This is a genomic window from Thalassobaculum sp. OXR-137, from assembly GCF_034377285.1.
GTDB lineage: Bacteria > Pseudomonadota > Alphaproteobacteria > Thalassobaculales > Thalassobaculaceae > Thalassobaculum.
In genome coordinates, this window is the sequence record NZ_CP139715.1 from 2,558,570 (window position 1) to 2,584,652 (window position 26,083).

Annotated in this window: 27 protein-coding genes; 10 read left to right on the top strand and 17 right to left on the bottom strand. The window is 66.6% G+C overall.

Going from position 1 to position 26,083, the window contains the following annotated elements; translation table 11 throughout:
* Nucleotides 1-68: 68 nt before the first annotated feature.
* A complete protein-coding gene (locus tag T8K17_RS12055) occupies nt 69-1,589 on the bottom strand; it encodes a PAS domain-containing methyl-accepting chemotaxis protein (RefSeq protein WP_322334753.1) in 1,521 nt (506 codons plus the stop codon).
* Between the two features lie 162 nt (nt 1,590-1,751).
* Here T8K17_RS12055 and T8K17_RS12060 point away from each other — a divergent pair, with 162 nt between their 5' ends.
* Together T8K17_RS12060 and T8K17_RS12065 are read left to right on the top strand one after the other, a co-directional pair.
* Complete coding sequence (locus T8K17_RS12060; RefSeq protein ID WP_322334754.1) at nt 1,752-2,378, top strand: metalloregulator ArsR/SmtB family transcription factor; 627 nt, start codon at nt 1,752-1,754, stop codon at nt 2,376-2,378.
* Nucleotides 2,379-2,425: 47 nt separating this feature from the next.
* Nucleotides 2,426-3,400 carry an NADPH:quinone oxidoreductase family protein gene (locus T8K17_RS12065; RefSeq protein ID WP_322334755.1) on the top strand — a complete coding sequence of 325 codons (975 nt, stop codon included), beginning with the start codon at nt 2,426-2,428 and terminating at the stop codon, nt 3,398-3,400.
* A 496-nt stretch (nt 3,401-3,896) separates the two neighbouring features.
* On the opposite strand, the gene T8K17_RS12070 is transcribed toward T8K17_RS12065, so the two are convergent.
* Nucleotides 3,897-4,532, bottom strand: a complete 636-nt coding sequence (locus tag T8K17_RS12070; protein ID WP_322334756.1) for a flavin reductase family protein — start codon at nt 4,530-4,532, stop codon at nt 3,897-3,899.
* Between the two features lie 202 nt (nt 4,533-4,734).
* Here T8K17_RS12070 and T8K17_RS12075 point away from each other — a divergent pair, with 202 nt between their 5' ends.
* Nucleotides 4,735-5,622 carry an AEC family transporter gene (locus T8K17_RS12075; protein WP_322334757.1) on the top strand — a complete coding sequence of 296 codons (888 nt, stop codon included), beginning with the start codon at nt 4,735-4,737 and terminating at the stop codon, nt 5,620-5,622.
* A gap of 10 nt (nt 5,623-5,632) precedes the next feature.
* Entirely contained in the window at nt 5,633-6,157 is a 525-nt protein-coding gene (locus tag T8K17_RS12080) for a hypothetical protein (protein WP_322334758.1), read from the top strand.
* A 22-nt stretch (nt 6,158-6,179) separates the two neighbouring features.
* Here T8K17_RS12080 and T8K17_RS12085 read toward each other — a convergent pair whose 3' ends face one another.
* Nucleotides 6,180-7,319 (bottom strand): GTP-binding protein, encoded by a 1,140-nt coding sequence (locus T8K17_RS12085; protein WP_322334759.1) that lies wholly within the window; start codon nt 7,317-7,319, stop codon nt 6,180-6,182.
* 60 nt (nt 7,320-7,379) lie between these two features.
* The gene (locus T8K17_RS12090) at nt 7,380-7,880 is read right to left on the bottom strand and encodes a transcriptional repressor (RefSeq protein ID WP_322334760.1); all 501 of its coding nucleotides are present in this window, start codon (nt 7,878-7,880) and stop codon (nt 7,380-7,382) included.
* A gap of 167 nt (nt 7,881-8,047) precedes the next feature.
* Between T8K17_RS12090 and T8K17_RS12095 the strand changes: the two genes are divergently transcribed.
* Genes T8K17_RS12095 through T8K17_RS12110 form a run of 4 tightly spaced genes read left to right on the top strand, consistent with a single transcriptional unit; the run spans nt 8,048 to nt 11,548 of the window.
* Nucleotides 8,048-8,824 (top strand): DUF6134 family protein, encoded by a 777-nt coding sequence (locus T8K17_RS12095; RefSeq protein ID WP_322334761.1) that lies wholly within the window; start codon nt 8,048-8,050, stop codon nt 8,822-8,824.
* A complete protein-coding gene (locus T8K17_RS12100; RefSeq protein WP_322334762.1) occupies nt 8,821-10,344 on the top strand; it encodes a cryptochrome/photolyase family protein in 1,524 nt (507 codons plus the stop codon). The genes T8K17_RS12095 and T8K17_RS12100 overlap by 4 nt, the downstream gene beginning before the upstream one ends.
* A 12-nt stretch (nt 10,345-10,356) precedes the next feature.
* Nucleotides 10,357-11,109: an SDR family NAD(P)-dependent oxidoreductase gene (locus T8K17_RS12105; RefSeq protein ID WP_322334763.1), complete on the top strand. Its 753-nt coding sequence runs from the start codon at nt 10,357-10,359 to the stop codon at nt 11,107-11,109.
* 13 nt (nt 11,110-11,122) lie between these two features.
* Complete coding sequence (locus T8K17_RS12110; RefSeq protein ID WP_322334764.1) at nt 11,123-11,548, top strand: nuclear transport factor 2 family protein; 426 nt, start codon at nt 11,123-11,125, stop codon at nt 11,546-11,548.
* A 72-nt stretch (nt 11,549-11,620) separates the two neighbouring features.
* Here T8K17_RS12110 and T8K17_RS12115 read toward each other — a convergent pair whose 3' ends face one another.
* From T8K17_RS12115 to T8K17_RS12160, 10 genes are all read right to left on the bottom strand, one after another.
* Entirely contained in the window at nt 11,621-12,190 is a 570-nt protein-coding gene (locus T8K17_RS12115) for a DUF3833 domain-containing protein (RefSeq protein WP_416153182.1), read from the bottom strand.
* Nucleotides 12,166-13,560: an MFS transporter gene (locus tag T8K17_RS12120; protein ID WP_322334766.1), complete on the bottom strand. Its 1,395-nt coding sequence runs from the start codon at nt 13,558-13,560 to the stop codon at nt 12,166-12,168. Before T8K17_RS12120 ends, T8K17_RS12115 begins: the two co-directional genes overlap by 25 nt.
* The gene (locus T8K17_RS12125) at nt 13,553-14,776 is read right to left on the bottom strand and encodes a cyclopropane-fatty-acyl-phospholipid synthase family protein (RefSeq protein ID WP_322334767.1); all 1,224 of its coding nucleotides are present in this window, start codon (nt 14,774-14,776) and stop codon (nt 13,553-13,555) included. The genes T8K17_RS12120 and T8K17_RS12125 overlap by 8 nt, the downstream gene beginning before the upstream one ends.
* Nucleotides 14,777-14,809: 33 nt before the next feature.
* Entirely contained in the window at nt 14,810-15,628 is an 819-nt protein-coding gene (locus T8K17_RS12130; protein ID WP_322334768.1) for a DUF1365 domain-containing protein, read from the bottom strand.
* 8 nt (nt 15,629-15,636) lie between these two features.
* Nucleotides 15,637-16,962: an NAD(P)/FAD-dependent oxidoreductase gene (locus T8K17_RS12135; RefSeq protein WP_322334769.1), complete on the bottom strand. Its 1,326-nt coding sequence runs from the start codon at nt 16,960-16,962 to the stop codon at nt 15,637-15,639.
* A 73-nt stretch (nt 16,963-17,035) separates the two neighbouring features.
* Entirely contained in the window at nt 17,036-18,490 is a 1,455-nt protein-coding gene (locus T8K17_RS12140; protein WP_322334770.1) for a deoxyribodipyrimidine photo-lyase, read from the bottom strand.
* 59 nt (nt 18,491-18,549) lie between these two features.
* Nucleotides 18,550-19,737, bottom strand: a complete 1,188-nt coding sequence (locus T8K17_RS12145) for a hypothetical protein (RefSeq protein WP_322334771.1) — start codon at nt 19,735-19,737, stop codon at nt 18,550-18,552.
* Entirely contained in the window at nt 19,734-20,465 is a 732-nt protein-coding gene (pdeM, locus tag T8K17_RS12150) for a ligase-associated DNA damage response endonuclease PdeM (RefSeq protein ID WP_322334772.1), read from the bottom strand. The genes T8K17_RS12145 and pdeM overlap by 4 nt, the downstream gene beginning before the upstream one ends.
* 64 nt (nt 20,466-20,529) lie before the next feature.
* On the bottom strand, nt 20,530-21,378 hold the full coding sequence (hemF, locus tag T8K17_RS12155; RefSeq protein WP_322334773.1) for an oxygen-dependent coproporphyrinogen oxidase: 849 nt from the start codon (nt 21,376-21,378) through the stop codon (nt 20,530-20,532).
* Nucleotides 21,379-21,453: 75 nt separating this feature from the next.
* Nucleotides 21,454-22,242 (bottom strand): class I SAM-dependent methyltransferase, encoded by a 789-nt coding sequence (locus tag T8K17_RS12160; RefSeq protein ID WP_322334774.1) that lies wholly within the window; start codon nt 22,240-22,242, stop codon nt 21,454-21,456.
* A 241-nt stretch (nt 22,243-22,483) separates the two neighbouring features.
* Between T8K17_RS12160 and T8K17_RS12165 the strand changes: the two genes are divergently transcribed.
* A complete protein-coding gene (locus tag T8K17_RS12165; protein WP_322334775.1) occupies nt 22,484-22,888 on the top strand; it encodes a nuclear transport factor 2 family protein in 405 nt (134 codons plus the stop codon).
* A 265-nt stretch (nt 22,889-23,153) separates the two neighbouring features.
* Here T8K17_RS12165 and T8K17_RS12170 read toward each other — a convergent pair whose 3' ends face one another.
* Nucleotides 23,154-23,528: a DUF2852 domain-containing protein gene (locus tag T8K17_RS12170; RefSeq protein ID WP_322334776.1), complete on the bottom strand. Its 375-nt coding sequence runs from the start codon at nt 23,526-23,528 to the stop codon at nt 23,154-23,156.
* A 114-nt stretch (nt 23,529-23,642) separates the two neighbouring features.
* Entirely contained in the window at nt 23,643-24,290 is a 648-nt protein-coding gene (locus T8K17_RS12175) for a TetR/AcrR family transcriptional regulator (RefSeq protein WP_322334777.1), read from the bottom strand.
* Between the two features lie 130 nt (nt 24,291-24,420).
* On the opposite strand from T8K17_RS12175, the gene T8K17_RS12180 reads away from it, so the two are divergent.
* The gene (locus T8K17_RS12180) at nt 24,421-25,119 is read left to right on the top strand and encodes a putative 2OG-Fe(II) oxygenase (RefSeq protein WP_322334778.1); all 699 of its coding nucleotides are present in this window, start codon (nt 24,421-24,423) and stop codon (nt 25,117-25,119) included.
* A 25-nt stretch (nt 25,120-25,144) separates the two neighbouring features.
* Here the strand turns inward: T8K17_RS12180 and T8K17_RS12185 are convergent, their stop codons facing one another.
* Nucleotides 25,145-26,080 (bottom strand): sulfite exporter TauE/SafE family protein, encoded by a 936-nt coding sequence (locus T8K17_RS12185; RefSeq protein ID WP_322334779.1) that lies wholly within the window; start codon nt 26,078-26,080, stop codon nt 25,145-25,147.
* Nucleotides 26,081-26,083 lie beyond the last annotated feature (3 nt).

The window sequence follows — 26,083 nt, forward strand, 5'->3', positions numbered from 1 at the left end:
TTTTTCTTGTTCTAATTCGAGGGTGGGACGGCGGAAAGCGTTTTTATGGGCGCAGGCCGGCCGACTGGTCAGGCCGCCTTGCTGGTCTTGAGCACCTGGATCTCCTGGCGGACCGTGGTGGAGGCGGTGTCGGCGATCTCGATCGAGGAGCGGATATCGTTGATTCCGCTGTCGATCTGGCTCACCGCTTCGGAGGTGACCTGCATGTTCTGGGAGATTTCCCGGGTCACCGCCGCCTGTTCCTCGACCGCGCCGCCGACCCCGGTGACGCTGGTCTGGATCTCGGTGATGGAGGTCTTGATCACCGACAGCGCCGAGACCACCGCGTCCGACACCGACTGCATGGTATCGATCTCGGTGGAGATCCTGTCGGTGGCCTTGGCGACCTGGTTGGCGAGCGACTTCACCTCGCCGGCGACCACGGCGAAGCCCTTGCCGGCTTCCCCGGCCCGGGCGGATTCGATGGTGGCGTTGAGTGCCAGCAGGTTGATCTGCGCGGCGATGTCCTGGATCAGTTCGATGATGCCGCCCATGGCCTCAGCCGACTTGGTGAGGTCGGCGACGGCGGTGTCGGCCGAACTGGTCTGCGCGATGGCCCGCGCGACCTGCTCGGTGGACATGGCGGTGCTGCGGGCGATCTCCTGCACCGAGCTGTCCAGTTCCTCCGCGCCGGCGGCCACCTGCTGAACCGTCGCCGAGACCTCGTGGGAGGCCTCCGCCGTCGCGGCGAACTTGGCGTTGGCGACCTGAACCGCGTCGCCGATATGCTCCATGTTCTCCACCACCAGGGCGGCCAGGCGCTCGTCGCGCTGGCGGGCCTTCACGGCCTCGGTGATGTCCACCGCGAACTTCACAACCTTGAACGGCTTGCCGTTCATGTCGAGGATCGGGTTGTAGGTGGCCTGGATCCAGATCTCCCGGCCGCCCTTGGCGAAGCGCTTGAACTCGGCCTGCTGGAACTCGCCCAGCCGCAGGGCCGACCAGAACGACCGGTAGGCGGGGCTGGCCGCATAGCTGTCCTCGACGAACAGGCGATGGTGCTTGCCGACGATCTCCTCCAGCCGGTACCCCATCGCCGTGAGGAAAAGGTCGTTGTCGGACAGGATGGTGCCGTCCATGTCGAATTCGATCACCGCCTGGGCCTTGCCGATCGCGGCGAGCTGACCGGCGACATCGGCATCCCGCAGCTTGCGGTCGGTGACGTCGGTGGCGAACTTGACCACCCGATAGACCTTGCCCGAGGAATCGAGCAGCGGGTTATAGGTCGCCTGGATCCAGACTTCGTTGCCGGATTTGCCGAAACGCCGGAATTCCGCCTGCTGATACTGGCCCTTGCGGAGACGATCCCAGAACTGCCCGTAGGCCAGGCTCTCCGCCTCGGTCTTATCGATGAAGATGCGATGATGCTTGCCGCGGATCTCGCCGATGGAATAGCCCATCGCCGCGCAGAATTTGTCGTTGGCGTCCAGGATCGTCCCATCCGGGGCGAACTGAATCACCGCCTGGGACATGTTCAAAGCTTGGTAGATGGCCTTGAGGTCCGATGTCGATGCGTGACCTTTGGCCGAACTGCCGAAATTCCAGTTCATCGCCGTCCCCTCGCTGGGCGTACTAAGGTTAATGGAGGATCTCACCAGATGGATAAGAAGACGTTAATTTCTGGTTGTATGGACAGATAATTTCCCGCGTCTGGAAATCCGCGAATAAATCCACTATTTACAAGGCGTGACTTGGCTAAAAGAGTGATTGATATGTCCGAGACGACGGTTGATCGCATCCTGTTCCGCCTGAAGACCCGGGGACCGGAGAGCATCGCCGATCTGAGCGCGGCGTTCGGCGTGACCAGCGAGGCGGTGCGCCAGCTTCTGGTGAAGCTGGAGGCCGAAGGGCTGGTCGCCTTCGAGGACCAACGCGCCGGACGGGGGCGCCCGAAGCGGCTGTGGCGGCTGACCGAGACCGGCCATGCGCGGTTCCCGGATCGGCATGCGGATCTGTCGCTCTCCTTGCTCGACGCGGTTCGGGCGGAGTTCGGCGAGGCCGGGCTCGACCGGCTGATCGCCCGGCGCGAGGCGGAGCAGCGCCAGGCGTATCTTCGGGCCACCGACGGAGCCGGCAGTCTGGAGGAACGGGTGGCCCGTCTGGCCGACCTGCGCCATCGCGAAGGCTACATGGCCGAATGGTGGCGCGAGGAGGACGGTGCGCTGCTGCTGATCGAGAACCATTGCCCGATCTGCGCCGCCGCCGCGTCCTGCCAGAACCTGTGCCGGTCCGAGTTGACCGTCTTCCGCGAAGCGCTCGGCAGCGACGCCACGGTGGAGCGGGTCGATCATGTGTTGGCCGGCGGGCGACGTTGCGCCTATCGGGTGACGGCGGCCTGAGCCACACTGCCTTCCAACCCAAAAGACCGATTTTCAGGGAGAGAAACATGCGCGCCGTGCTGTGCAAGGCCTACGGCTCTATCGACGATCTGGTGGTCGAGGAGGTGGCCTCCGCGCCGCTGGAGGCGGGCCAGGTCCGCCTCAAGGTGGCGGCCTGCGGGGTGAACTTCCCCGACGTGCTGATCACCCAGGGCAAGTACCAGTTCAAGCCGGAGCCGCCATTCTCGCCGGGCGGCGAGGTCGCCGGCACGGTGGCCGAGGTGGCCCCGGACGTTACCGGCTTCGCGGTGGGCGACCCGGTGATCGCGACGACCACCTGGGGCGGCTTCGCCGAGGAGATCGTCACCACCCCGGACCGCCTGATGCGGCGTCCCGACACGATGGACGAGGTCACGGCGGCCGGTTTCGCCATCACCTACGGCACGTCCTATCACGCCCTGGTACAGCGCGCGGCGATCAAGCCGGGCGAGACGCTGTTGGTGTTGGGCGCGTCGGGCGGCGTCGGCGTGGCGGCGATCCAGATCGCCAAGGCGCTGGGCGCAAAGGTGATCGCCGCGGCCAGCACGGCGGAGAAGCTCGCCGTCGCCAAGGCGCAGGGGGCCGACGAGGGGGTGAACTATGCCGAGGAGGGCTTCCGCGACCGACTGAAGGAGATCACCGGCGGGCGCGGTGTCGATGTGGTCTACGACCCGGTCGGTGGCGATCTGCTGCAGCCGAGCCTGCGCTCGATGGCCTGGAACGGTCGGTATCTGGTGGTGGGTTTCGCCAGCGGCGAGATCCCCCAGGTGCCGGCGAACCTGACCTTGCTGAAGGGCTGTTCGGTTGTCGGCGTGTTCTGGGGCCAGTTCCGCCGCAACGAGCCGGAGGTGGACGCGGTCAACTTCAAGGCGCTGTTCGACCTACACGCGTCGGGCAAGATCAAGCCGCTGGTGAGCGAGACCTACCCGCTGGAAAAGGCGCGCGATGCCCTGGCGGCGCTCTCGGCCCGGTCGGTGACGGGCAAGCTGGTGCTGACGGTTTAGGGAGCCCGCCCCGCTTCTTACTCGCTGCTCACTCCCCGGATTTATTCCGGGGCGAGCGGGTGGGCCGGGGGCGGGCGCGTCAGATTTCGGGCGTCGGACGGGATTGCCCCGGAATAAATCCGGGGAGTGCGGAGTAGAGAGAATAGGCCAGCTTCTGCCGTCGCCTCGCCTCTCCCGCCTGCACCCTTACCTCCAGACACTCCCCGGATTTTTTCCGGGGTTAGCGGGTGGGCCAAGGGCGGGCGCGTCAGATTTCGCGCGTCGGACGGGGTTGCCCCGGAATGAATCCGGGGAGTGCGGAGTAGAGGGAATAGGACATTCTCTGCCGTCGCCTCGCCTCTCCCGCCTGCACTCTTACCTCCAGACACTCCCCGGATTTATTCCGGGGTTAGCGGGTGGGCCAAGGGCGGGCGCGTCAGGCTTCGCGCATCGGATGTGATTGCCCCGGAATGAATCCGGGGAGTGAGAGATGAGGGGAGGGGCGGGCGCCCCCGCCTCAGGTCGGGCCCGGCGCGCCTTCGGGGCGGAACATCTCGAAGACTTCGGTCACCGTGGCGTAGTCGTAGTACCCCAGCCGCGAGACCGGCTTCCACTTGGTGACGTCCGCCTTGCCGCCGACGATGACGTCCTCGGACACGTGGATTCCGACGACCTTGCCGATCAGCATGAAGTTCCGATGCTTCGGGTCCCAGGATTCCATCTCGATGGTCTGCTTGTAGACGCATTCGAAGGAAATCGGCGCCTTGGCGACCCGCAGCGGCTTGACCAGGCGCGAGGCCGCACCCTCGATGCCGGCCGCCTCGAACTCGCTCTCGCCATGGGGCAGGGCGGCGGAACTCTGGTTCATGTCGTCCTTCAGCGCATGGGCGACGATGCTGAGGGTGAACTCGCCGGTCTGCTCGATGTTGAGCTGGCTGTCCTTCTTGCTGCCGTCGGGCCGGCTGCCGGTACCGAACACCACCTGGGGCGGGTTCGATGCCATGGCGTTGAAGAAGCTGTAGGGGGCGAGGTTGGTGCGGCCCTGATCGTCGATCGACCCGATCCAGCCGATGGGGCGCGGGCTGCAGAAGGCCTTGAACGGATCGTGGCTGAACCCGTGCTCTTTATGCTGTCCCGGCTCGTAGAAGATCATGCGCCTCTCCTGGTCTCTCTTTTCGTTGCAGAACTGGTGACGCAGCGGGCGTCGTTTGACAAGAGGCCGCGGGGAACGGCAGTCGTGCGCCGGGTCCTCTTGCAGGTGCGAAGGCGGTGGCGTGACGGGGAGCCCGAGCTCGGTTACATATCGGCAGCACTCGCCGGGCAGCCCGAGCCCTCAGCCATCGGAGTTCATCCGCTTGATCCTTCTGGACCTGGTCGCCCTCGTCTCTCCCGTCTTCGCGTGTGCGGCGATCGGCTGGGTATGGCGGCGGATGGACCGGCCGTTCGATGCCGAGACGGTGACCGGCCTGACGGTCAATATCGGCACCCCGTGCATCGTCTTCGACGTGCTGACCCGGCTGGACGTGTCGCTCGGCGATTTCGGGCTGATGGCCGCGGCGTCGCTGACGGCGATCTTCGGCTTCGCCGTGGTCGGGCTGCTCTGGCTCATGATCGCCGGGTTTTCCAAGGCGGCGTTCCTGCCGGCGCTGATGTTCCCCAATTGCGGCAATATCGGCCTGCCGGTCTGCCTCTTCGCGTTCGGCGAGGCGGGGCTTGCTTCGGCGGTGTCGTTCTTCGCGGTGATGATCGTGCTGCAGTTCACCGTCGGCGTGGCGATCGCCGCCGGCAAGGCGTCGTTCCGCCTGCTGCTGACCTCGCCGGTCGCCTATGCGCTGGTCCTGGCGCTGCTGGTGATGACCTTCGACATCCAGGTGCCGGAGCCGATCAGCAAAACCACCCAACTGCTGTCCGGCATCACCATCCCGGTCATGCTGATCGCGCTGGGGGTCTCCATCGCCCAGCTCCGCATCTCCTCGCTGGGGGAGAGCCTGGCGGTGGCGGTGACCCGGATGGTGCTGGGCTTCGGCATCGGCACGGCGACCGCCTGGGCCTTCGCGCTGCCGCCGGTGATGGCCGGGGTGCTGATCATCCAGTCGTCCCTGCCGGTGGCGGTCTTCACCTACCTGTTCGCCCTGCGCTACGGTCGTTCGCCGGAGACCCTGGCCGGTGCCGTGGTGCTGTCCACCCTGTTCAGCTTCGTGTCCCTGCCGCTGGTCCTGTACCTCGTGATGCCCGGAACCTGACGAGATCGATATGCTGCTCCGTACCCTGTTTCTCTGCCTCGGCCTCGTCGCCTGGGGATCGTCCGCCTCCGCCGATGAGCGGGGGATGAACCATAACCGGACCTTCCTGGAGGCGTTTCTCACGCGCTGCATGCCCGCGGCCCACAACCAGACGCCGATCGTGCCGGACGGGATGATCGAGCTGCCGGACGAGCTGGCGCAGCAGTGGCTCCAGGGTCAGCCTGGACGGGTGTGGAAATACAACACCCAGCAGGACGTGCTCGTGGCCTCCGACCGGCCCGACCACTGCTTCGTGGTGTCGAAATACACCGACATCGAGAACCTGCGCGATCAGGTGTCTTTCTGGTTTTCCAAGGACGCCCTGGGCTTCACCCAGGACGCCTTCGAGACCAAGCAGAGCGGGGAGTTCCGCGCGTCCTATTCGCTCGACCAGGGCGACGGCTGGCGCCGCCGCATCATCATCCAGGCCCGGCCGGTGCCGGACAGCGGCGGCATCGCCATCATGGGCACCGCCGGCTTCGTGCCGGGGAAGTGATCCGGCGGCCCCAGGGCCCGCCTTAGGCGAATTCCAGCGCCAGATAGCTGTTGAAGATCCGGGTCATCTGATCCTGCTCCATGTCGCGGGCGATGATCACCAGCTTGGAGCGGCGGTCGTCGTCGGGCCAGGCCTCGAGCTTGGCCGGCGGGTGGAACAGGTGCTGGACCGCGTGCACCACGACCGGCTGGTCGATCTCCACCACGTTCAGAATGCCCTTCATCCGCAGCAGGTTGGCGCCGTGGGTCTGCACCAGCATGTCCAGGGCCGGGGCGATCTTGTTCCAGGGGAACGGCTCGTCGAAGGTCAGGCAGAACGCCCGGATGTGGTCGTCGTGCCGGTTCACGTCGTGGTGGTGATGGCCGTGGTCATGATCGTGGCTATGACCATGATCCCCGTGCCCGTGGCCATGATGGTGGTGCCCGTCCTCACCCTCACGGTGATAGACGTGGCCTTCGGTATCCCGATAGGCCTCCTCCTTCAGCCAGCGCTGGACGTCTGAGGACTTGGTCATCGGGTTATAGAGGCCGGCATTGAACAGCTCGGCCGGGTCGATGTCGCCGCTGATCACCCGCAGGATCGGGGCCGCCGGGTTGATCGACGCGATCCGCTGCTCGACCGCCTTGGCGGCCTCCTCGGAGATCAGGTCGGTCTTGGTCAGCACCACCCGGTCGGCTACGGCGGCCTGCTTCACGCTCTCGAATTGCCGGTCGAACTGGGTCATGGCGTTGACCGCGTCGACCACGGTGATCACCCCGTCCAGGGTGAAGCGGGTGACCAGGAAACCGTCGGACATCATGGTGTGCAGGATCGGTGCGGGATCGGCGAGGCCGGTGGTCTCGATCACGATCCGGTCGAAATCGGCGATCTCGCCCTTGGCCCGGCGCTTGTAAAGCGACTTCATCGTGTCCAGCAGGTCGCCGCGCACCGTGCAGCACAGGCAGCCGGAATTCAGCAGGATGGCGTCCTCGTCCACGCTCTCGATCAGCGTGTGGTCGAGGCCGATCTCGCCGAACTCGTTGATGATCACCGCCACCCGGTTCATCCCCGGATGCGCGAGCAGCGCCTTCAGCAGGGTGGTCTTACCGCTGCCGAGAAAGCCGGTGAGGATGGAGACGGGCATCCGGTCCAGCGGGGAGGGAGGGGCTGTGTCGTCGGGCATGGGGGGCTCCCGTGAGAGGCTTCTTTGGTGTCGGGCGTCGGCTCGGTCGGGCCGGCCTGGTCAGATGGGGGCCGGCTCGCGGCAATCCGCGCAGAGCCCGGCCACTTCGATGGTGATGCGCTTGACCTGGAAATTCAGGCCGTCGGCGTAGTTCCGCAGTTCACGGTCGAGCGCGCCGCCGGCCAGCTCATGGGCGGCGCCGCAGCTCTGGCAGATCAGGAAATAGCCGCGATGCGGCCGCTCCGGCTCGGCACAGCCGACGAAGGCGTTCAGGCTCTCGATCCGGTGGACAAGGCCCTGTTCGATCAGAAACTCCAGGGCACGGTAGACGGTGGGCGGGGCCACGCGGGAGTCGTCGCCGTCATCGGCGCGGGCGCGGCTCAGCTTGTCGATCAGGTCGTAGGCGCCGATCGGCGCGTGGCTGTCCCAGATCAGCTCCAGCACCCGGCGGCGCAGGTCGGTCAACCGCGCCCCGCGCTGCGTGCACACGATCTCGGCCGACGCCAGGGCATCGGCGACGCAGCGGTCGTGATCGTGGTCGGTGGTGGGAAAGCTGGTCACGGGCCTCGGATCCGTTCGTTGGCTTGGGCTTCAGATATAGACCACCAACCCTTCCGCTGCCACCCGGTCCGGTCGAGACGGCGAACGCGGTGCGGGTGATCCGATGCAGGCCCTCCCCCGTAGACAGGCGTAATGTTCGGGGGAACAGTCTGGCAGCGAGAACGACCATGACCGGCATACAGTCACGCTCTTTCTCCCGGCGCACCGTGCTCGGTGCGATGGCCGCGACCGGGGCGGCGTCGATCCTGGGAGCGCCATTGGGAATGTCGGCCGCACAGGCCGCCCCGTCATTGGCCTCGGCCTATCCGAGCATCCTGAAATTCCGGGTCCAGCGCGACGGCGGCTTCATCGGCCATGTGATGGAACGCTACCGGCCGGTCGGCCAGGAACTGCAGGTCGACGTCTTTATCGGCTTCGTGGTCTCCCTGGCCTTCATTCCCCTCTATCGCTACGAGCACCGGGCCCGCGAAATCTGGCGCGAGGGCCGTCTGGTGCGGCTCGATACGGTGACCAACGACAATGGCGAGCCCCAATCGGTGACGGGTCGGGCCGGGTCGGACGGGTTCGCGGTTACCGGCACCGAAGGCGCGCTGACCGCGCCGGCCGACATTCTGCCGTCCAGCTACTGGCACCCGCGGTTCACCGAGTCCTCCAGCATGCTGGACAGCCAGCTCGGCCGGATCCTGGAATTCGACATCGCGAAGATCGGCACCGAACGGATCGACGTGCTCGGCCAGCCGGTGGAGGCGGACCGGTTCGCGATGCGCGGGGATGTGGATCTGGACTTCTGGTACGACGCGGATCGGGTCTGGCAGAAGATGGCCTTCACCATCAAGGGCGGCTTCATGGAGTACGACCGGGTCGCCCCGACCGCCGAGGACGAGGGGCTGTTCGGCTCTCCCCTGTCCACCGGAACCGCGCTGCCGCCGCCGGGGACCGCGTGACGGTTCTGCGCGTCGTCCTGGGCGATCAACTCGATCGGCAGATCTCCAGCCTCACCGACCTCGACCGCGACGCGGACGTGGTCCTGATGATGGAGGTGACGGACGAGACGACCTATGTCCCCCATCATCCCAAGAAGATCGCCCTCATCCTCTCCGCCATGCGCCATTTCTCGGCGGCGCTGGAGGCGGAGGGGGCGACGGTGGACTATGTCCGCCTGGATGCCTCGCAGAATACGGGCAGCTTCACCGGCGAAGTCGATCGGGCGGTGAAGCGACACAAGCCCAAGCGGATCGTCGTGACCGAGCCGGGAGAATGGCGGGTCGAGCAGGACGTGAAAGCCTGGGAGCAGGCTTTCGGTCTGCCGGTGGAGATCCGGGCCGACGACCGGTTCCTGTGCTCCCGCGCCGAATTCGCCGATTGGGCCAAGGGCCGCAAAATGTTCCGCATGGAGCATTTCTATCGCGAGATGCGCAAGCGCACCGGCATCCTCATGGACGGCGACGATCCCGTGGGCGGGGAGTGGAATTTCGACAAGGAGAACCGCAAGCCGCTGCCCAAGGGGATCCGGGCGCCGAATTTCGCGGGCGTGGCCCCCGACGAGATCACCGAACCGGTCCTGGCGCTGGTCGCCGAGCGTTTTGCTGACAATTTCGGCGACCTCGACGGCTTCCGCTTTCCGGTCACCCGCGATCAGGCCCTCGGTCTGCTGGACCGGTTCATCGCGCGCGGGCTGAAGGATTTCGGCGACTACCAGGATGCCATGGCGCTGGGCGAGCCGTTCCTGTTCCACTCGCTGATTTCGCCGGCGCTGAATATCGGCCTGCTGCGGCCGCGCGAGGTGATCGAGCGGGTGGAGGCGGCCTATCGCGCCGGTGTGGCCCCCCTGAACGCGGCGGAGGGGTTCATCCGGCAGATCCTGGGCTGGCGCGAATACGTGCGCGGGATCTACTGGCACGCCATGCCGGAGTACGCCGAGACCAATGCCTTCGGCGCGGACAGGCCGCTGCCGGCGCTGTACTGGACCGGCGAGACCGACATGCGCTGCCTCGCCGAAGTGGTCGGCCAGACCCGGCGCGAGGCCTATGCCCACCACATCCAGCGGCTGATGGTGACCGGGTGCTTCGCCCTGCTGATCGGCGCCGATCCGGACGAGGTCAACGCGTGGTACCTGGCGGTCTACGCCGACGCCTTCGAGTGGGTGCAGCTTCCCAATACCCACGGGATGGTGCTGCACGCCGATGGCGGCATGCTCGGCTCCAAGCCCTACGCGGCCTCGGGCAAGTATATCGACCGGATGTCGGACTATTGCGGGACGTGCCGCTACGACGTGAAGCAGACCGCGGGGGAAACCGCTTGTCCCTTTAACGCGTTGTACTGGCGGTTCCTCGATCGCAACGCAGGGCACCTGCGGGACAACCGGCGGATGGCGATGATCTACCGAACCTGGGACCGGTTCGACGACGACCGGCGCGCGGCGATCCTGGCGCGGGCCGACAGATTCCTTGAGACCTTGGACTGAGAGGCGGAGACGATGGCAGAGCGGATTGTCTGGATCACCGGCGCCAGTTCCGGCATCGGCCGCGCGGTGGCGCTGGAGATGGCGCGGGACGGCTGGCGGGTCGTCGGCTCGGCCCGGCGCCAGGAGGAACTCGACGAGCTGGCGGCGGAAGGCCCGGCCGGCCGGATCACCGGAGTCGCCGTCGACGTGACCGACCTGGAGGCGACCAAGGCCGCCGCCGCCCGGATCGAGGCGGAGATCGGGCCGATCGACTGTGCCGTCCTGGCGGCGGGCACGCACATCCCGACCTCGGCCGAGGACTTCAGGCCGGAGGATTTCCGCAAGCTGGTCGAGGTCAACGTCATGGGCGTGGTCCATGCGACCGCGGCGGTCCTGCCCGGCTTCAAGGCGCGCCGGTCCGGCCATCTGGTCGTTGTGGCCAGCGTCGCCGGCTATGGCGGCCTGCCGACCGCGGCCGGCTACGGGGCGACCAAGGCGGCGCTGATCAACTTCACGGAAGCGATGAAGTTCGACCTGGACGATTTCGGCGTGAAGACCCAGCTCGTCTGTCCCGGCTTCGTGAAGACGCCGCTGACCGACAAGAATCCGTTTCCCATGCCGTTCCTGATGGAAGTGGAGGATGCCGCCAAGGCGATGGTGTCGGGCATGAAGGGCGGCGGGTTCGAGATCACCTTCCCCAAGCGGTTCACGACCCTGGTGAAGATCGTCTCGAGCCTGCCCTACCGGCTGTACTTTGCGCTGGTCGCCAAGGGGACCAGAGGATGAGGGAGACACGGCAATGATCGACGGTCGCCGCAATCTGGACGCCTATCTGAAGGCCTACGAGGTCATGGGGCCGGACAACCTCGACGTGTTCGACACGGTCTGCGATCCCGATGTGCGGTTCGTGGATCCGTTCAACGACCTGCGCGGGGTGGAGCGGTTGAAGGACGTCTATCGCGAGATGTACGACACCCTCGATAATCCGCGTTTCACCATCCATGACAGCGCGGTCGGGGAGAAGGCGGGCTATATCCGCTGGCAGTTCGATTTCGCCCTGCGCGGCCGCGAGATGTCGATCGACGGCATGTCGGAGGTCGCTTTCGGGCCGGACGGCCGGGTGGTCGCCCATGTGGACCACTGGGATTCCGGGTCCCAGGTCTATGCCCGGATCCCCGTCCTGGGCGCGGCGATCGGATTGGTCCGAAGGCGGATCGCGCTGTAAGGATCCGACTGGATATCGGCTGTCATCCCGGTCTGGCCTGCAGGGCCATGGCCAGGATGACAGAGAGTTGGTTTATGCCGCCTCGCGGCCCTCGCCGGTCTCGGCCCGCTCCGCGCTGGCCTTCTGGAAGAACAGGGTCACCGTGCCGAGCTCGATGCCGAACTTGGTGACATAGGCGCGGTTGACCATGACCCCGTCCGACTGCAGGAACATCCAGTCGTCGAACCGCACCTTCACGTCGTGGCCCTGGATGTTCAGCTCCATCTCGTAGGTCCAACTGAAGGCGGAGCCCTCGGTCTGACCCTGCGCCGTGCCGATCACGTCGCTGGCCCGGCCGACATAGGAATTCTCGCCAACCTTCTCGATCCGCCAGATCCGCTGGTCCTTCTCCCCGTCGGCATAGTCGAACTGCTCGTCGAGGGTCAGGGTGGTTCCGTCCCAGGTGCCGGTGATGTCGACGACGAACTGCCGCCGCAGGTTCCCGAACCGGTCCTCGAAGATGCCCCAGGCCTTGGTCTTGCCCTCGAAATAGTCCTCGAGCACGAGCTTGGGCGTGGTCCCCTTGAAATCGTCGATCTGCATGGACTGGCAACCCCCCAAAAGTAGGAGAACTGTCACTACATACGCGAATCGGTAGAGCATGGATCAGTCTCCTGGTTGACTTCCCCATCTTTACGCAGAATTTCCGCCCGCAGATGTCCCTGGGCGTCGCGATCGAGTGGAAAACGCCACATCAGGCCGATCGCCACCGCCTTCAGCAGGACCGGCAGCCCGGCATAGAGCAGGGCGAGCGCCAGCAACGCGCCGTCGCCGTTTGTGCCGGCCGCGTCGAACCCGGCGACGTCGAGCAGTCCGAAGGCGATGCCGACCGCCAGGGCCAGCGCCATCTTGGTCGCCATCCCCCAGAACGCGAAATACAGCCCCGTGCGCCGGCCGCCGCCCTGCGCGGTGTCGACATCGACCACATCCGCCTGGATCGCGCTCGGCAGGGTCAGGTCGGCACCGAGGCACAGGCCCGTGGCGATGCAGATCACGAGGAAGACGTCCGCGTCGCCGGCCCCCAGCAGCGGCACGATGGCGAAGATGGCGGCGTTCAGGATCATCGCGGTGCACCAGGTCCGGTGCTTGCCGAGGCGGCGCGCCACCAGCAGCCAAAGCGGCACGCCGAGGATACCGCACAGGAAATAGACGAACAGCAGCAGCCCCTGCCGCTCCGGGGCGACCAGAACATGCTCCACGAAGAGCAGGAACAGGGTCGCCGGCAGGCCATTGGCCAAACCGTTGATCAGATAGGCGAGGATGAGGCGCAGAAACGGCTTGTTGCGCAGCAGAAGGCGCCGGGACTCCGTCCAGGGCAGCGGGTTCGGGGCGGCTGTGCGGTGGTCCCGTACGGCCGCCGCGGCGGTGCCGACGGTCAGCGGCAGCACGACCATCAGCGCCAGCGCCAGCGCTCCCAGCGCCGCTCCGGGCCGCACGTCTCCCTCGATCCCGAGAAAGACCGGCGTTCCGGCGGCGAGCAGCGTGCCGATGACCACGCAGGACTCCCGGGCGCCGGCGATGCGACTGCGTTCATCATAGTCGTCGGAGAGCTCGGCGCCCCAGGCGCCGTGGGGAAGCTGGATCATCGTCCAGCCGAGATAGAGCAGCAGGCTCCAGCCCAGCAGATGCCAGGCGCCGGCATCCTCTGGCGGCCGGAAGATCATCCAGACGGACAGCATGAGCAGCGGGACGGCGGCCAGCATCCAGGGACGCCGCCGCCCGAACCGGCTGCGGCTGCGGTCCGACAGGGCGCCGATCACCGGGTCGGTGACCACGTCCCATAGCCGGGCCACCAGCAGGATCGCGCCGACCGTCGCCAGCGGCAGCCCCACCTCCTGCGAGTAGAAGGTGGGCAGGAAGATGAACAGCGGCACGCCGAGTGCGCCGATGGGGAGTCCCGGCAGGCCGTAGGCGATCAGCCGGGCGACCGACAGCCTCCCGCCGGAGGCGGAAGGGGATTTGGGCTCAGCCACGCTGGAAGGCGAAATGGCGCACGTCGATATTTCCGGACAGGAAGCCGCCCTCGCAATAGGCGAGATAATACAGCCACATCCGCTTGAACCGGTCGTCGAACCCGAGCGCGGCGATCTCCGGCCAGGAGGCCAGGAACCGGTCGCGCCATTCGGCCAGGGTGCGGGCATAGTCCACGCCGAAGCCGCGCTCGTCCTGTGGCTTCAGCCCGACCTGCGCGGCGTGGTCGATCACATGGTCCCGGGTCGGTAGCATGCCGCCGGGGAAGATGTAGCGCTGGATGAAGTCCGGATTTCGGCGATAGTCGTCGAAGGAGTCGGGCTCGATGGTGATGATCTGCAGGGCCGCCTTGCCGCCGTCCTTCAGCCGTTCTTTCACGGTGTTGAAGAAGGCCGGCCAGTACTTCACGCCCACCGCTTCGAACATTTCGATCGAGGCCACGGCGTCGTATCGGCCGGCCACGTCGCGGTAGTCGCACAGCTCGAACGTCATCCGGTCCGCCATGCCGACCGCTTCAGCGCGCGCACGGGCATAGGCGAGCTGCTCGGTGGACAGGGTGATCCCGTGCACCGAGGCGCCGTAGTCCCGGGCGGCCACTTCGGCGAACCCGCCCCAGCCGCATCCGATCTCAAGCACCGTCTGGCCCGGCTTCAGCTCCAGATCCTGGGCGAGCCGATGGTATTTGGCGAGCTGGGCCGCCTCCAGATCCTGCTGGGTGCCGTCGAACAGCGCGGCGGAGTAGGTCATCGTCGGGTCGAGCCAGCGCTCGTAGAACGCATTGCCCAGGTCGTAGTGGTAGCTGATGTTCCGTCGGGCGCCGCTGCGGGAATTCCGGTTCAGAATATGGATCGCCCGGCGCACCAGCTTGGCCAGCGGGTGGGCGCGGGTGTGGTGTTCGAGCGCTGCCTTGTTGCGGCAGAACAGCTCGACCAGGGCGGTCAGGTCCGGGCTCTCGGCCTCGTCCTCGATGAAGGCTTCGGCGAAGCCCAGGTCGCCGCCCATCATGAAGCGGCGGACCACGCCGGGATCCTTGATCCGCACGGTGGCGGAGGGGCCCGGTTCGCGGCCCTCGAAGGTCAATTGCCGGCCGTCGGGGAACTGTACCGTCAACTGGCCCACGGCCAGCCGGGTGAGCAGCGACATGCCGCGTCGGGTCCAGGCATCCAATCCGCTGAAATCGAACTGGGACAGCGGGGAGGAGAGAGTGGTGTCTGACATCGGGGGCTTCCCTCTTGTCTGGCGCCGTTGAAACTAGGCCGCCTTGGCCGGATGGGTAGGGGAGTCGTGGCTTTGTCCGCGCGAGACCGGTGCCTGGGGCGGCTCGGGGCGCGGATGGAATTTTGCCTTTTTCAGACGCAGCCTCCCGGCCTCCCAGAGGATCGCGGCGATCACCTTGAAGGTGTTGAGAGGGTGGGAGAACAGGGTCGCGGTGAGCGTGCGGTCGGTCAGTGTCCGACGCTCGGCGGCATGGGTCGCGATCATCCGGTCGGCACCATCCGGACCGACCAGACGGATCAGCAGGCGCAGCGTCTCCGACGGCTCGTCGGTCCGGAACCGGTAGCTCCCGGCCAGATCAAAGAATGGCGAGACGTGGAAGACCTTCCGCGCTTCCTGCACCAGCGGTTCGCCCGGCACGTGGTCCGGCGCCGCGGGAATGAAATAGCAATGCTGGTCGCCGAAGGTGTTCTTGACCTCGTACAGCACGCCCGCCAGCGACCCGTCGGCGCGGTAGCCCCAGTACACCGTCAGCGGATTGAACGCGTAGCCGAGGGTTCGCGGAATGCAGAAGCACAGCACCCGGCCGCCCGGAATGGCGCAGCCCTGCTCGGCGAAGACGGCTTCGACCCAGGGCTTCAGCGGCGCGCCGTCGCCCGGGCCGTGGTCGCGTTGGTGGAAGGAGAACAGGTTGCCCCGGTCGACGGAGAACAGCCGCATGGCGCTGTCGAGCGCGGGCAGTTCGTCCAGGTCGAGCAGGAGCGACGCGACCCGGTAGCGAAACCGGTGGCGCATCGGGGCAAAGCGACAATGCATCACCTTGCCGAGATACAGGGCCGAGCGGCGGTCGGTCATCGGGGGCCTCAGTCAGCCGCTTCCACGGAGCGCAGGGCGCCGGCTCGGAAGGGTTGCCCGTCCGCCGGCTCGACGGTCTCGCTCCAGGGTGGCACGGTACCGAGAGCCTTGGCCACAGCGATACCCGATCGCAGTCCGTCCTCGTGGAACCCCCAGCCGCAATAGCTGCCGCAGAACCAGGTGCGCCGACGTCCCTGAATGTCGGACATCAGGCCCTGGGCGGCGATCGCGGCGGTGTCGAAGACCGGGTGGTCGTACTCGAACCGGGCAAAGACCTTGGCCGGATCGGGCTCGTCGAGCGGGTTCAGGCTGACGAACAGCGGATAGCGACGGTCGATGTTCTGCAGCCGGTTCATCCAGTAAGTGACCGCCACGTCGTGGTCGGCCCCGCTGCCGGTCGACAGGTAGTTCCAGGACGCCCAGGTGCGCCGCCGGCGCGGCATCAGCGCCGGGTCGCGGTGCAGGATCGCGACGTTCTTCTGGTAGGAGAAGCAGCCCAGGAGGCGGCGCTCCATGGCGTCCGGCTCGGCGAGCAGCGACAGGGCGGTATCGCCATGGGTGGCGATCACCACCTCGTCGAACCGCTCGCTTCCGCTGTCGGTGATCACGTCCACGCCGAACGCGTCGCGCCGGATGCTGCGGACTGGCGTGGACAGCCGGATGCGGTCGGCGAAGGGGGCTGAGATCCGCTGAACGTATTCGCGCGAGCCGCCGGTCACCGTGTGCCACTGCGGCCGCGCGGCGAAGTCGAGCAGACCGTGATTACAGAAGAACTGGACGAACGACCGCGCCGGGAAGGCCATCATGGTTTCCGCGGGGCAGGACCAGATCGCCGCCGCCATCGGCAGCAGGTGATCCTCGATGAAGCCGGGGCCGTATCCTTCGCGGGTCAGGTAGCCGCCGAGGGTGATCGTCTCGTCATTGGCCGGCATGGCCAGCAGCGACGGCGCCGTGCGGTAGAACCGCACCAGATCCCGGATCATCCGCCAGTACCGGGCGCTGACCAGATTGCTCGGCTGGGCGGTGAAGCCGGCAAAGGAGCCCTCGTATTCGAGACGGCCGCCATCGACCGACACGGCGAAGGACATGTCGCTCTTCTCGGTCGCCACGCCCAGTTCGGCGAACAGCGCGATCAGGTTGGGATACGTGCGCTCGTTATAAACGATGAAGCCGGTATCGACCGGGATGGTGACGCCGTCGTAATCGACATCCACGGTGTTGCTGTGCCCGCCGAGCCGGTCAGCCGCTTCGAACACGGTGACGTCGTGATCGCGGTCGAGCAACCAGGCGGTGGACAGACCCGAGATTCCGGACCCGATGACGGCGATGCGCATAGGCTGTCTCTCTCCCATAATGGCTCTCATCTTACGAGCAGGGGGCGATCTCGGATCAGGCGACGGGACGCGATCACTCCTTCTTGATCGTCGCCAGGGCCTCCAGCGCCCGCTGGCGGGCTCCGGCGTGGTCGACGATGGGCTTGGGATAGGTCTTGCCCAGGGTCACGCCGGCTTGCGACAGCTCCATCGGCTTGGCCTCCCAGGGCTTGTGAATGACGGCGTCGGGCAGTTTGGCCAGTTCCGGAATCCAGCGCCGCACGTAGCGACCGTCACCGTCGAATTTCTCGCCCTGCAGCACCGGGTTGAAGATCCGGAAATACGGGGCGGCGTCGGCACCGCAGCCGGCCACCCACTGCCAACTGGCGGCGTTGTTGGCGAGGTCGGCGTCGACCAGCGTGTCCCAGAACCAGGCTTCTCCCTCGCGCCAGTGGATCAGCAGGTCCTTGATCAGGAAGGAGGCGACGATCATCCGCACCCGGTTGTGCATCCAGCCGGTGTGCCACAGTTCCCGCATCCCGGCGTCCACGATGGGGTAGCCGGTGCGGCCGCGGCGCCAGGCCTTGAGGCCGTCGGGGTCGTCGCGCCAGGGAAAGTCCTCGAACTCGCGCCGCAGGGAGATTTCGGGCAGGTCGGGATTGTTGAACAGCAGGTTGTAGGAGAACTCCCGCCAGCAGATCTCCGACAGGAAGCTCGCCGTGCCGCGATCCATCGCCTCGTTGCTGCGGGCCTCGCTTGCCAGGCGGGCGGCGTGCCAGATCCGCCGGGGCGAGATATCGCCGAAATGCAGGTGCGGCGAGAGGGCGGAGGTGCCGTTGGTGCTGGGGATGTCGCGCTTGGCCTTGTAGTCGGGCACCGCCTCGTCGAGGAAGCGTTCCAGCCGCTCGGCGGCGCCGGCTTCGCCGGGCGTCCAGGTCTCACGTAGCCCGCCGGCCCAGTCCGGCTCGGTCGGCAGCAGGCCCCAGGTGTCCAGATCGTCGCTGTCCGGCGCCGTCTTCGGCGCGGCCAGTGTCTTCGGCGCCGCCAGCGGCTCGGCGGGGTCGCCCTTCGCCTGGACGGCGCGCCAGAACGGGGAGAACACCTTCAGCGGCGTGCCCTGCTTGGAGACGATCTCCCACGGCTCGTAGAGCAGGCTGCCGTTGAAGCTGCGCACTTCCAGGTCGCGCTTCTTGAGGGCGTCCTTTATCTTCCCGTCGCGCTCGGTCGCCCAGGGCTCGTAGCGCCGGTTCCAGAACACGGCACCGGCGCCGGTCTCCTCCACCATCCGGTCCAGCACGTCCGCTGCCTTGCCCCGGCGCAGTACGAGGGGGCTACCGGCTTTGTCCAGCGTCTCGGCAAGCCGGGCCAGCGAGCCGTGCAGCCACCAGCGCGACGCCCCGCCCGGCCGCCAGTCGCCGGCATCCTCGTCGTCCAGGATGAACACAGGCACCACCGGCCCGCCCCGCTCCACGGCGGCGGCAAGGGCGGGATTGTCGTCCAGGCGCAGGTCGCGGCGGAACCAGAGGATCGTGGGCGCGGTATCGGGCATGGAGAGCTTCGGCGGGTTACGGGCGGTAACGAGAGGTACGCGTCCTTGCCCGCACCGGATCAGGCTCGGCGCCGATTGGGTCTGCGTTTTCCGGCGGAAGGCTGCGTCGTCGCGTCCGTTGGCGGCGGTGCGCTGAGACGGGCGTCCACACCCCACCCCTGCACCAGATGGAGGCCGAGCTCGAGGGCGGCAGTGACGGCCGCCTCATCGGGGCAGTGATATGCGATCACCCGGTGACGGCCGATCTTATCGAGGGTCTGCGACAGCATCGCGCGGTCCCCAGCCGACAGGTTCGCCAGCGCCGGGGTCCATTCGACCTTGATGAAGCGGATCTCGGGGGACGCCTCGACGAAGTGTTGCAGGGAGGTCCATGGCACCGCGTCGACGGCAACCGTCGCCTCCTGCTCGGCGAGCCGTCGCACCGCCGCGGCGAAACGGTCCGGCGCGTCGATCATCTCGATATGGGACAGCTCGAAGATCAGATGCCGGCGCCAGTCGAAGCGCTGGTCGAGCAGAAAGGTCTCGAAGATGTCGGACAGAATCGTGGAGAGGTGGATGTTGATCGACAGCCGCCGGTCCGTCCGAGCCCGGTCCCGGGACAGATGGTGCAGCATGCGCCGGTCGAGAATTTCGGTAATCCGGTCGAACAGCCACGGGTTTCGGCTCAGCGGGATACCGTAGAGCTTCTGGATCGCCTGGATGGAGGTGGAGATCTCGATGGCCAGGACCGACGGCGCCGCCGGGTCTGACAGATCCACGATCGCCTGTTCGCGCAGCAGGTTCGAGATATCGGCCGAGGCAAGATTGCGTTCGATCGACAGGAAGGCGGCCAGCGCCTTGTCCTCGTCATCCTCGGCGCGGAAATCGGGGCGGGCCTCGACCGCCCGGGCCATCTCCCGGCAGACCGTCAGGAACGGCTCGGGTCGGGACTGCAGGGAGAAATGGGTCTCGCCGATCGGCGGCTTGCCATGGGCGACCAGCAGGGCTGACAGCGACTTCACCGCGCTTGTCAGGGCGGTGGCGGCGGATGAGCGGACGACGAAGCAGATCCGATGATCCGCCAGGTCGAAGCGCTGGGCGTCGAGCTGCCGCGCGCGTTCCTGCAACCGTCCGGACAGCACACGGAAGAAGGCCGGGTCGTCGATATGCGGGACCTGGGACAGATCGACGACTAGCGCGGTCAGATCGGGATGCTCCTCGGCCGCCTTCATGGCCAGGGCAAGCAGGTCGGCCTCGCGCGTTCTCATCGCATGCTCTCCCGACGCTCACCCACCGGGCCGTGCTGGGCCGGCGGCGGGGCGAGCAGCTCGGAGGAAGGGATGCGCCAGACCCGGCCCGACTGCATCAGGGCGACTTCGAAACGGCGGGCGAACAGCCGCCGAAGATCCGGCGCGCGGACGTCCAGCCCTCCGGTATAGGCGCCGAAGGCCGGCAGGATCAGCCGGGTGCCGTCATTGACGAAGCAGCGGCCGGAGACCGTGCGCCCCTTCACCCGCAGCCGGGCGACCGGATGGTAATGGCCGGAGATCTCGCCCGGCCGGCCGGCTTCCTCCGCCTCGTGGCGGAAGCTGAGGGGGCCGTCGACGAGGCCGTCGATGACGCTGCCGCCCAGGCCGCTTGGCGGACCGGGGTCGTGGTTGCCGGTGATCCAGATCCAGTCGACCGCGTCTACCAGGGCTGCGAGGCCGGAGCGGTCCGCTTCGTCCAGGCGGGATGAGGCCGCCGCGTCGTGGAAGCTGTCGCCGACGCAGATCACCCGTTTTGGCGCGTGGGTCCGGATCGCCGTCGCCAGCCGCGCAAGCGTTGCCCTTGTGTCGTAGGGCGGCAGCAGCGTGCCCTTGCGCGCCAGGCTGGAGCCCTTTTCCAGGTGCAGGTCGGCGACGATCAGCGTCTCGCGGGTCGGCCAGATCAGCACGCCGGCCGCATCGGCGAGCAGCTCGGCACCGTTCAGGATCAGGGGGACGGGTCGGTTCATCCGCTGACGGTACCGGTGGGCGGCGCCCGGTCAAGCGTCCCGTGGCCGGCCATAGGCGGCAGGCTCAGGGCCAGCGCACTTCCGGCGGCAGGCTCATCAGAATCGCCTCCACATTGCCGCCGGTCTTCAGCCCGAAGATCGTGCCTCGGTCGTAGAGCAGGTTGAACTCCACGTAGCGGCCGCGGCGCACGAGCTGGTGCTCGCGTTCGGCCGCGGTCCAGTCCTCGTCCATGCGCCGGGCCGCGATTCTGGGATAGGTCTCCAGGAAGGCGAGGCCGACATCCTTGGTGAAGGCGAAGGCGCTGTCGAAATCCTGGTCGAGATAGTCGTAGAAGATGCCGCCGATGCCGCGCGGCTCGTCGCGGTGTTTCAGGTGGAAGTACTCGTCACACCATTTCTTGAACTTCGGATAGTACTCCGGATCGTGCTTGTCGCAGGCCGCCTTCAGGCCCGCGTGGAAGGCGTCGGTATCGACCTGTTCCGGGACCATGGGCGTCAGATCGGCACCGCCGCCGAACCAGCTCTTGGTGGTGGCGATGTGCCGGGTGTTCATGTGCACCGCCGGCACCTTGGGTGACTGCATATGGGCGACCAGGGAAATGCCGGTGGCGAAGAATCGCGGGTCCTCGTCGGCGCCGGGGATCTGCTTGCGAAACTCCTCGGAGAATTCGCCATGGACCGTGGAGACGTTGACCCCGACCTTCTCGAAGACGCGGCCCTTCATCACCGACATGACGCCCCCGCCGCCGCCGTCGCGCTCCCAGGCCTTGCGCTCGAAGCGGCTGGGATCGCGGTCCTTGAGCGGACCGTCGTAGCTGTCCTCCAGCGCTTCGAAGGCGGCGCAGATCCTGTCGCGCAGCTCCTCGAACCAGGCTTGCGCGGCGGCGCGTTGATCGTCGGATGAAAGATACATGGGGCCGCTCCTGCCGGGCATGGGTGACGGGCAAAGAGAACCACCGCAGACGGAACAGGGCAAGCAGCCAGCGCCTCAATGGGCCTTACGTCTGGGTCGCCGCGCGTAGAGGGCGGAGAAGGCGAGCCGTTCCTCGAAGAGACCCGTGGGTTCGAGCGCCAGCAGCCGCGAGCGGGCATCGATCTCGAAGCTGTCGACCCGGCTTCCGAGACGTTTGGGATTGAAATAGGACGTGGAGAACATGTGGCCGATGGCGTCGTCGACGGTCCAGCGCCGGGTGACCGGATACAGCACTCGCTCAACCTCGCAGAAGGCGGACGCGCGCAGGAAATCCTCGTGCTGACCCCGGTTGGCGGCATGTGGAACACCCTCGGGGCACCAGTCCTCCTTCAGCGCCTCGATGGTCCGTCCGATCTTGGTCTCCGACCGGGTGCGGCCGTCCTCGTGGACCACGACCACGCCGCCTCCGGGTTCCAGCACCGAGTCCAACCGGTGCAGAACCAGGGCGCGGTCTGTCCAGTGGAACGACCGGCCGAACAGGGCGACCCGGGCGGGACCGTCCTCCGGTGCCACCGCTTCCGCAATCTTGTGCACGAAGGGAATGTCGGCGCCGATCTCCAAGGCCCGCCGCCGCGCGGCGGCGAGCATGGGCTCGTTCGGCTCGATCCCGGTCACGGCCACGCCGAGCGCGTGAAGGCCGAAGGTGAGCGGTCCGGGTCCGCAGCCGATATCGAGCACCCGCCCGACTCCGTCCTCCAGGGCGAAGCGCCCGACGATGTCGGCGATCATTTCCGGCGGGTAGGGCAGCCGGTAGCGGACGTAGTGGTCGACGGTGCTGTCGAACAGGGTGGTGGTGTCGATCATGACGGGACGGATCGCGCAAAAGGGGACGGGACGTCGGAACAATAGCCGATCCGGATGACGGATCGTCTACTGCGTGCCGATTATTCGCGATCGCCCATTTGCGATGCGCTGCCGATCTTTGCGGCTTGGGCGTGGGCGGACCCCCCTGTACTCTGACGAAAACCGGCCCATGTGATCGCCTGGACAACCAAGAGTCCGGACAACCCGACGCCCGGACATCCCATCGACAGAGGAGGACACCATGACCAAGGCCTATGCCGAGATCACCGATCTGATGCAGCGCTATTTCGACGGCTTCTACAATGGGGACGTGGAGCTGCTGAAGACCGTGTTTCATCCGAGCTGCCATCTGTTGTCCGCCCGCGATGGCGCGCTGACGGATGACGACATGGAGGCGGTCTACAAGCGTGTCGCCGGCCGTACGGCGCCGGCCGTCAATGGCGAGACCAACCGGGACCGGATCCTGTCGATCGACCTCGCCAATCCTGAGCTGGCGCTGGCCAAGGTGCAGATCGCCATCGGCCAGAAGCTGTTCACGGACTACCTGAACTGCATCCGGATCGACGGCGAGTGGAAGATCATCTCCAAGGTGTTCACCTACGATCTGATGGAGCAGGCCTCGGTCAACGCCCAGGCGGCTGAGTAACCGTTCGGGCCTTAGGTATTTGGCGAGGTGCGGTTGGAGAAGACAACCCGCACTTCGCCCATCATGTGTGTGAATTTTTCTGACGAAACAGCAGTTTGGTGGGAAGGGTGATGCCATTGGTTCGGCTTGACCGTCGTCGGTAGGCATCCAAGCACCCCGACATTTCCTGTCGCTGGGACCGCCATCCGAAAACGACAAAGGCCCGCTTTGAGCGGGCCTTCGCGTGTCCGGTCGTCGCCGGCTATCGCGCCGTCGGTGCAGCGTTTCAGGCCGGGTTCGCGTCCGGCGTCGGGCCCTCGGGGCGGGACCGGCGCTGCGACATGAACTGGTCGAACTCGGCCTTGTCCTTCGCCCGGCGAAGCTGCTCCAGGAAGTCCTGGAACTCCTGCTGCTCCTCCTCGAGGCGACGCAGGGTCTCCGCCTTGTAGTCGTCGAAGGCGGCGTTGCCGCTCGAACCGCTGGCGCGGGATTCCGACTTCCACCACTGACCGCGGCGGCTCTTGAAACAACCCATCCGTCCACTCCACATCATGTAACCAAGGATCGCGAGGCCAACCGGCCAGAAAACGACGAAGCCGGCGACCATCAGCCCGATCCAGGCTGGCTTGCCAAATTCGTCGAGCTTGTGAACCAGCTCCATAGAACCTCCAATGTTAATGTTTATAACATTTACATAAGCGGCCGCGGAGCGCGTATCAAGAAGGGCATGGGGAAAAATTCGTGTGGTAAATGCCGCAGCGATTTGCGGTGGGCGTCAGCGCTGGTGAACCGGCAATCCCAGACCCTGCAGATAGACCAGGACCCCGGCCTCCAGCAGTTCTTCCGGCGTCATCGGCAGCGCCCGCGAGCCCCCCGCATTGCGGGTGAACAGCGCGGCGACTCCGTGGGCCAAGCTCCAGACATGCAGGGCGACCATCAGGGCCGGCGGTCTTTCGCCTTCCGGAGCCAGAGCACATAGGGTGTCGGCGGCACGGCGCAAGACCGAGAAGGCCTGGTCGGACGCCTTGCGGAGCTCCGGCGTGGCGTTGCGGTCGATCCCGGCCTCGAACATGGCGGAATAATGCGAGGGTTCATCCCGGGCGAAGGCGAGATAGGCCTGCCCCGTGCGCTCGAAGGCGCTGAAGGGATCGGGCTTGCCGTCGTCCCAGGCCGCCTCCAACCGGCCGGCGAAAAGTGTGAAGCCGCGCTCCGCCACATCGGCCAGCAGGGCGTCCCGGTCCCGGAAATGCCGGTAGGGTGCAGCCGCACTGACCCCGGCGGAGCGGGCCGCGTCGGCAAAGCTGAAGCCGCCGGCGCCCTTCTCCGCGATCAGGTTCAGCGCAGCCTCGATCAGGGCTTCCCGCAGGTTGCCGTGATGGTAGCCGCGCCTCGGCCCTCCGGATCCGTCTCTCGACCAGCTCATGCAGCCTAATTAGGCCATCGCCGGGGCGAATGCAGCCGCAATCGTCGCGCCGTTGGGTGACGGGGCGGTTGACGCGGCGGCGGGGCGATAGCATTGCTGTGGCACCGAGTGACCCGCTGCCGAGGGCGTGATGGCGACCATCCTGAACTGCTTCCCGTTGACCGTTTACAAGGACCGCCTGGGCCTCGATCCGGCCTACCGACGGCAGATCGGCGAGGCGGTGATCGACGCCTACCGGACCGGCCCGAAGGCGGGGGTCAGCAAGACCAGCGCCTGGACGGGCGACCGTAACGGCCGGGAGTTTCTGCACCTGGATCCGGCGATGGCGCCGATGTTCAAGGCGGTTCACAGCCGGATGGTCGACTATCTGCGGGCGCTGAAGATCGATCCCTCCAAGCTGGACCTGCACTACACCCGCTCCTGGGGCACGGTGAGCGAGCCGGGACAGTCGATCCGGCGCCACCGCCACAACCAGAGCCATATCTCGGTGGTGTATTATCCGGTGAAGGATGCGGGCACGGGCAACCTGGTGTTCCACCTGCCGGACCCGCTCAACGAGTTCTCCCCCGGTTTGTTCGAGCAACATTCGCGCGACATGGGGCTGATCACCGAGAGCAACATCCTGAATTCGGAGCTGGTCGATCTGCCGGTGGAGGAGGACGACATCGTCGTGTTTCCGTCGAAGACCTATCACGGCACCGAGCCCAACAACACGCCGGGTACCCGGATCTCCATCGCCATCGACGTGGTGATCACCCTGAAGGACAGCGGCGGGGTGGAATACCTGATGCCGCCGGCGGAGAAGTGGCGGAAGTCTCAGGATGTCTGACGCGCCGTCACCGGGTCGGCGGCCGTCAGTGACCGTCCGCGGCCTCGGGATGCGTGAATTCGACGCTGAAGGTCTCGGTCGGCGTGACGGTGAGGTCCACCGCCAGCTTCAGGCTTACCGCCAGCACCATTAGCGCCAGCAGGCCGCGGAGCTGTTCGCCGCGCAGGTTGGCGCCCAGCCGGGTTCCGATCTGCGCCCCGACCACGCCGCCGATCAGCAGCACGATGGCCAGCACGACGTCGACGGTCTGGGTGTTTATCGCCTGCAGGAACGTCACGTTGGCGGTGACGAAGATGATCTGGAACAGCGACGTACCGACGACCACGCTGGTCGGCATGCCGAGGAGATAGATCATCGCCGGCACCAGCACGAAGCCGCCGCCCACGCCCATCATCGCGGTCAGGGTGCCGATCACGACGCCGACGCCCAGCGGCAGCAGCACGCTGATATAGAGCTTCGACTTGCGGAACCGCATCTTGAACGGCAGGCCGTGCAGCCAGGTGTGCTGGTGAATCTTGCGCCGGCGCGGGGTGGCGGAGCGGGTCCGGCGGATCGAGCGGATGCTCTCGTTCAGCATCAGCCCGCCGATGCTGCCCAGCAGGATCACGTAGCTCAGCCGGATCACCAGGTCGATCTGGCCCACGGACCGCAGCAGGTTGAACAGCACAACGCCGATGGACGAGCCCAGGATGCCGCCCAGCAGCAGGACGGTGCCCATGCGCAGGTCGACATTGCCGCGGCGCCAATGGGCAAGCACGCCGGAAACCGACGCGCCGACGATCTGGTTGGCGCTGGTCGCCACGGCGACCGCAGGCGGGATGCCGATAAAGATCAGCAGCGGGGTCATCAGGAAGCCGCCGCCGACCCCGAACAGCCCCGACAGCACGCCGATCGCGCCACCCAGCCCAAGGATCACCAGCAGGTTCACGGAAACCTCGGCGATCGGCAGGTACACGTGCATGGC

What these genes read in the sequence shown, in the direction of transcription:
- hemF (WP_322334773.1), bottom strand. Translation starts at nt 21,378, where the DNA reads ATGTATCTTTCATCCGACGATCAACGCGCCGCCGCGCAAGCCTGGTTC.
- T8K17_RS12175 (WP_322334777.1), bottom strand. Translation starts at nt 24,290, where the DNA reads ATGAGCTGGTCGAGAGACGGATCCGGAGGGCCGAGGCGCGGCTACCAT.
- T8K17_RS12065 (WP_322334755.1), top strand. Translation starts at nt 2,426, where the DNA reads ATGCGCGCCGTGCTGTGCAAGGCCTACGGCTCTATCGACGATCTGGTG.
- T8K17_RS12180 (WP_322334778.1), top strand. Translation starts at nt 24,421, where the DNA reads ATGGCGACCATCCTGAACTGCTTCCCGTTGACCGTTTACAAGGACCGC.
- T8K17_RS12080 (WP_322334758.1), top strand. Translation starts at nt 5,633, where the DNA reads ATGCTGCTCCGTACCCTGTTTCTCTGCCTCGGCCTCGTCGCCTGGGGA.
- T8K17_RS12165 (WP_322334775.1), top strand. Translation starts at nt 22,484, where the DNA reads ATGACCAAGGCCTATGCCGAGATCACCGATCTGATGCAGCGCTATTTC.
- T8K17_RS12105 (WP_322334763.1), top strand. Translation starts at nt 10,357, where the DNA reads ATGGCAGAGCGGATTGTCTGGATCACCGGCGCCAGTTCCGGCATCGGC.
- T8K17_RS12055 (WP_322334753.1), bottom strand. Translation starts at nt 1,589, where the DNA reads ATGAACTGGAATTTCGGCAGTTCGGCCAAAGGTCACGCATCGACATCG.
- T8K17_RS12095 (WP_322334761.1), top strand. Translation starts at nt 8,048, where the DNA reads ATGACCGGCATACAGTCACGCTCTTTCTCCCGGCGCACCGTGCTCGGT.
- T8K17_RS12135 (WP_322334769.1), bottom strand. Translation starts at nt 16,962, where the DNA reads ATGCGCATCGCCGTCATCGGGTCCGGAATCTCGGGTCTGTCCACCGCC.
- T8K17_RS12170 (WP_322334776.1), bottom strand. Translation starts at nt 23,528, where the DNA reads ATGGAGCTGGTTCACAAGCTCGACGAATTTGGCAAGCCAGCCTGGATC.
- T8K17_RS12070 (WP_322334756.1), bottom strand. Translation starts at nt 4,532, where the DNA reads ATGATCTTCTACGAGCCGGGACAGCATAAAGAGCACGGGTTCAGCCAC.
- T8K17_RS12145 (WP_322334771.1), bottom strand. Translation starts at nt 19,737, where the DNA reads ATGAGAACGCGCGAGGCCGACCTGCTTGCCCTGGCCATGAAGGCGGCC.
- T8K17_RS12085 (WP_322334759.1), bottom strand. Translation starts at nt 7,319, where the DNA reads ATGCCCGACGACACAGCCCCTCCCTCCCCGCTGGACCGGATGCCCGTC.
- pdeM (WP_322334772.1), bottom strand. Translation starts at nt 20,465, where the DNA reads ATGAACCGACCCGTCCCCCTGATCCTGAACGGTGCCGAGCTGCTCGCC.
- T8K17_RS12130 (WP_322334768.1), bottom strand. Translation starts at nt 15,628, where the DNA reads ATGACCGACCGCCGCTCGGCCCTGTATCTCGGCAAGGTGATGCATTGT.
- T8K17_RS12110 (WP_322334764.1), top strand. Translation starts at nt 11,123, where the DNA reads ATGATCGACGGTCGCCGCAATCTGGACGCCTATCTGAAGGCCTACGAG.
- T8K17_RS12160 (WP_322334774.1), bottom strand. Translation starts at nt 22,242, where the DNA reads ATGATCGACACCACCACCCTGTTCGACAGCACCGTCGACCACTACGTC.
- T8K17_RS12185 (WP_322334779.1), bottom strand. Translation starts at nt 26,080, where the DNA reads ATGCACGTGTACCTGCCGATCGCCGAGGTTTCCGTGAACCTGCTGGTG.
- T8K17_RS12115 (WP_416153182.1), bottom strand. Translation starts at nt 12,190, where the DNA reads ATGCTCTACCGATTCGCGTATGTAGTGACAGTTCTCCTACTTTTGGGG.
- T8K17_RS12125 (WP_322334767.1), bottom strand. Translation starts at nt 14,776, where the DNA reads ATGTCAGACACCACTCTCTCCTCCCCGCTGTCCCAGTTCGATTTCAGC.
- T8K17_RS12060 (WP_322334754.1), top strand. Translation starts at nt 1,752, where the DNA reads ATGTCCGAGACGACGGTTGATCGCATCCTGTTCCGCCTGAAGACCCGG.
- T8K17_RS12140 (WP_322334770.1), bottom strand. Translation starts at nt 18,490, where the DNA reads ATGCCCGATACCGCGCCCACGATCCTCTGGTTCCGCCGCGACCTGCGC.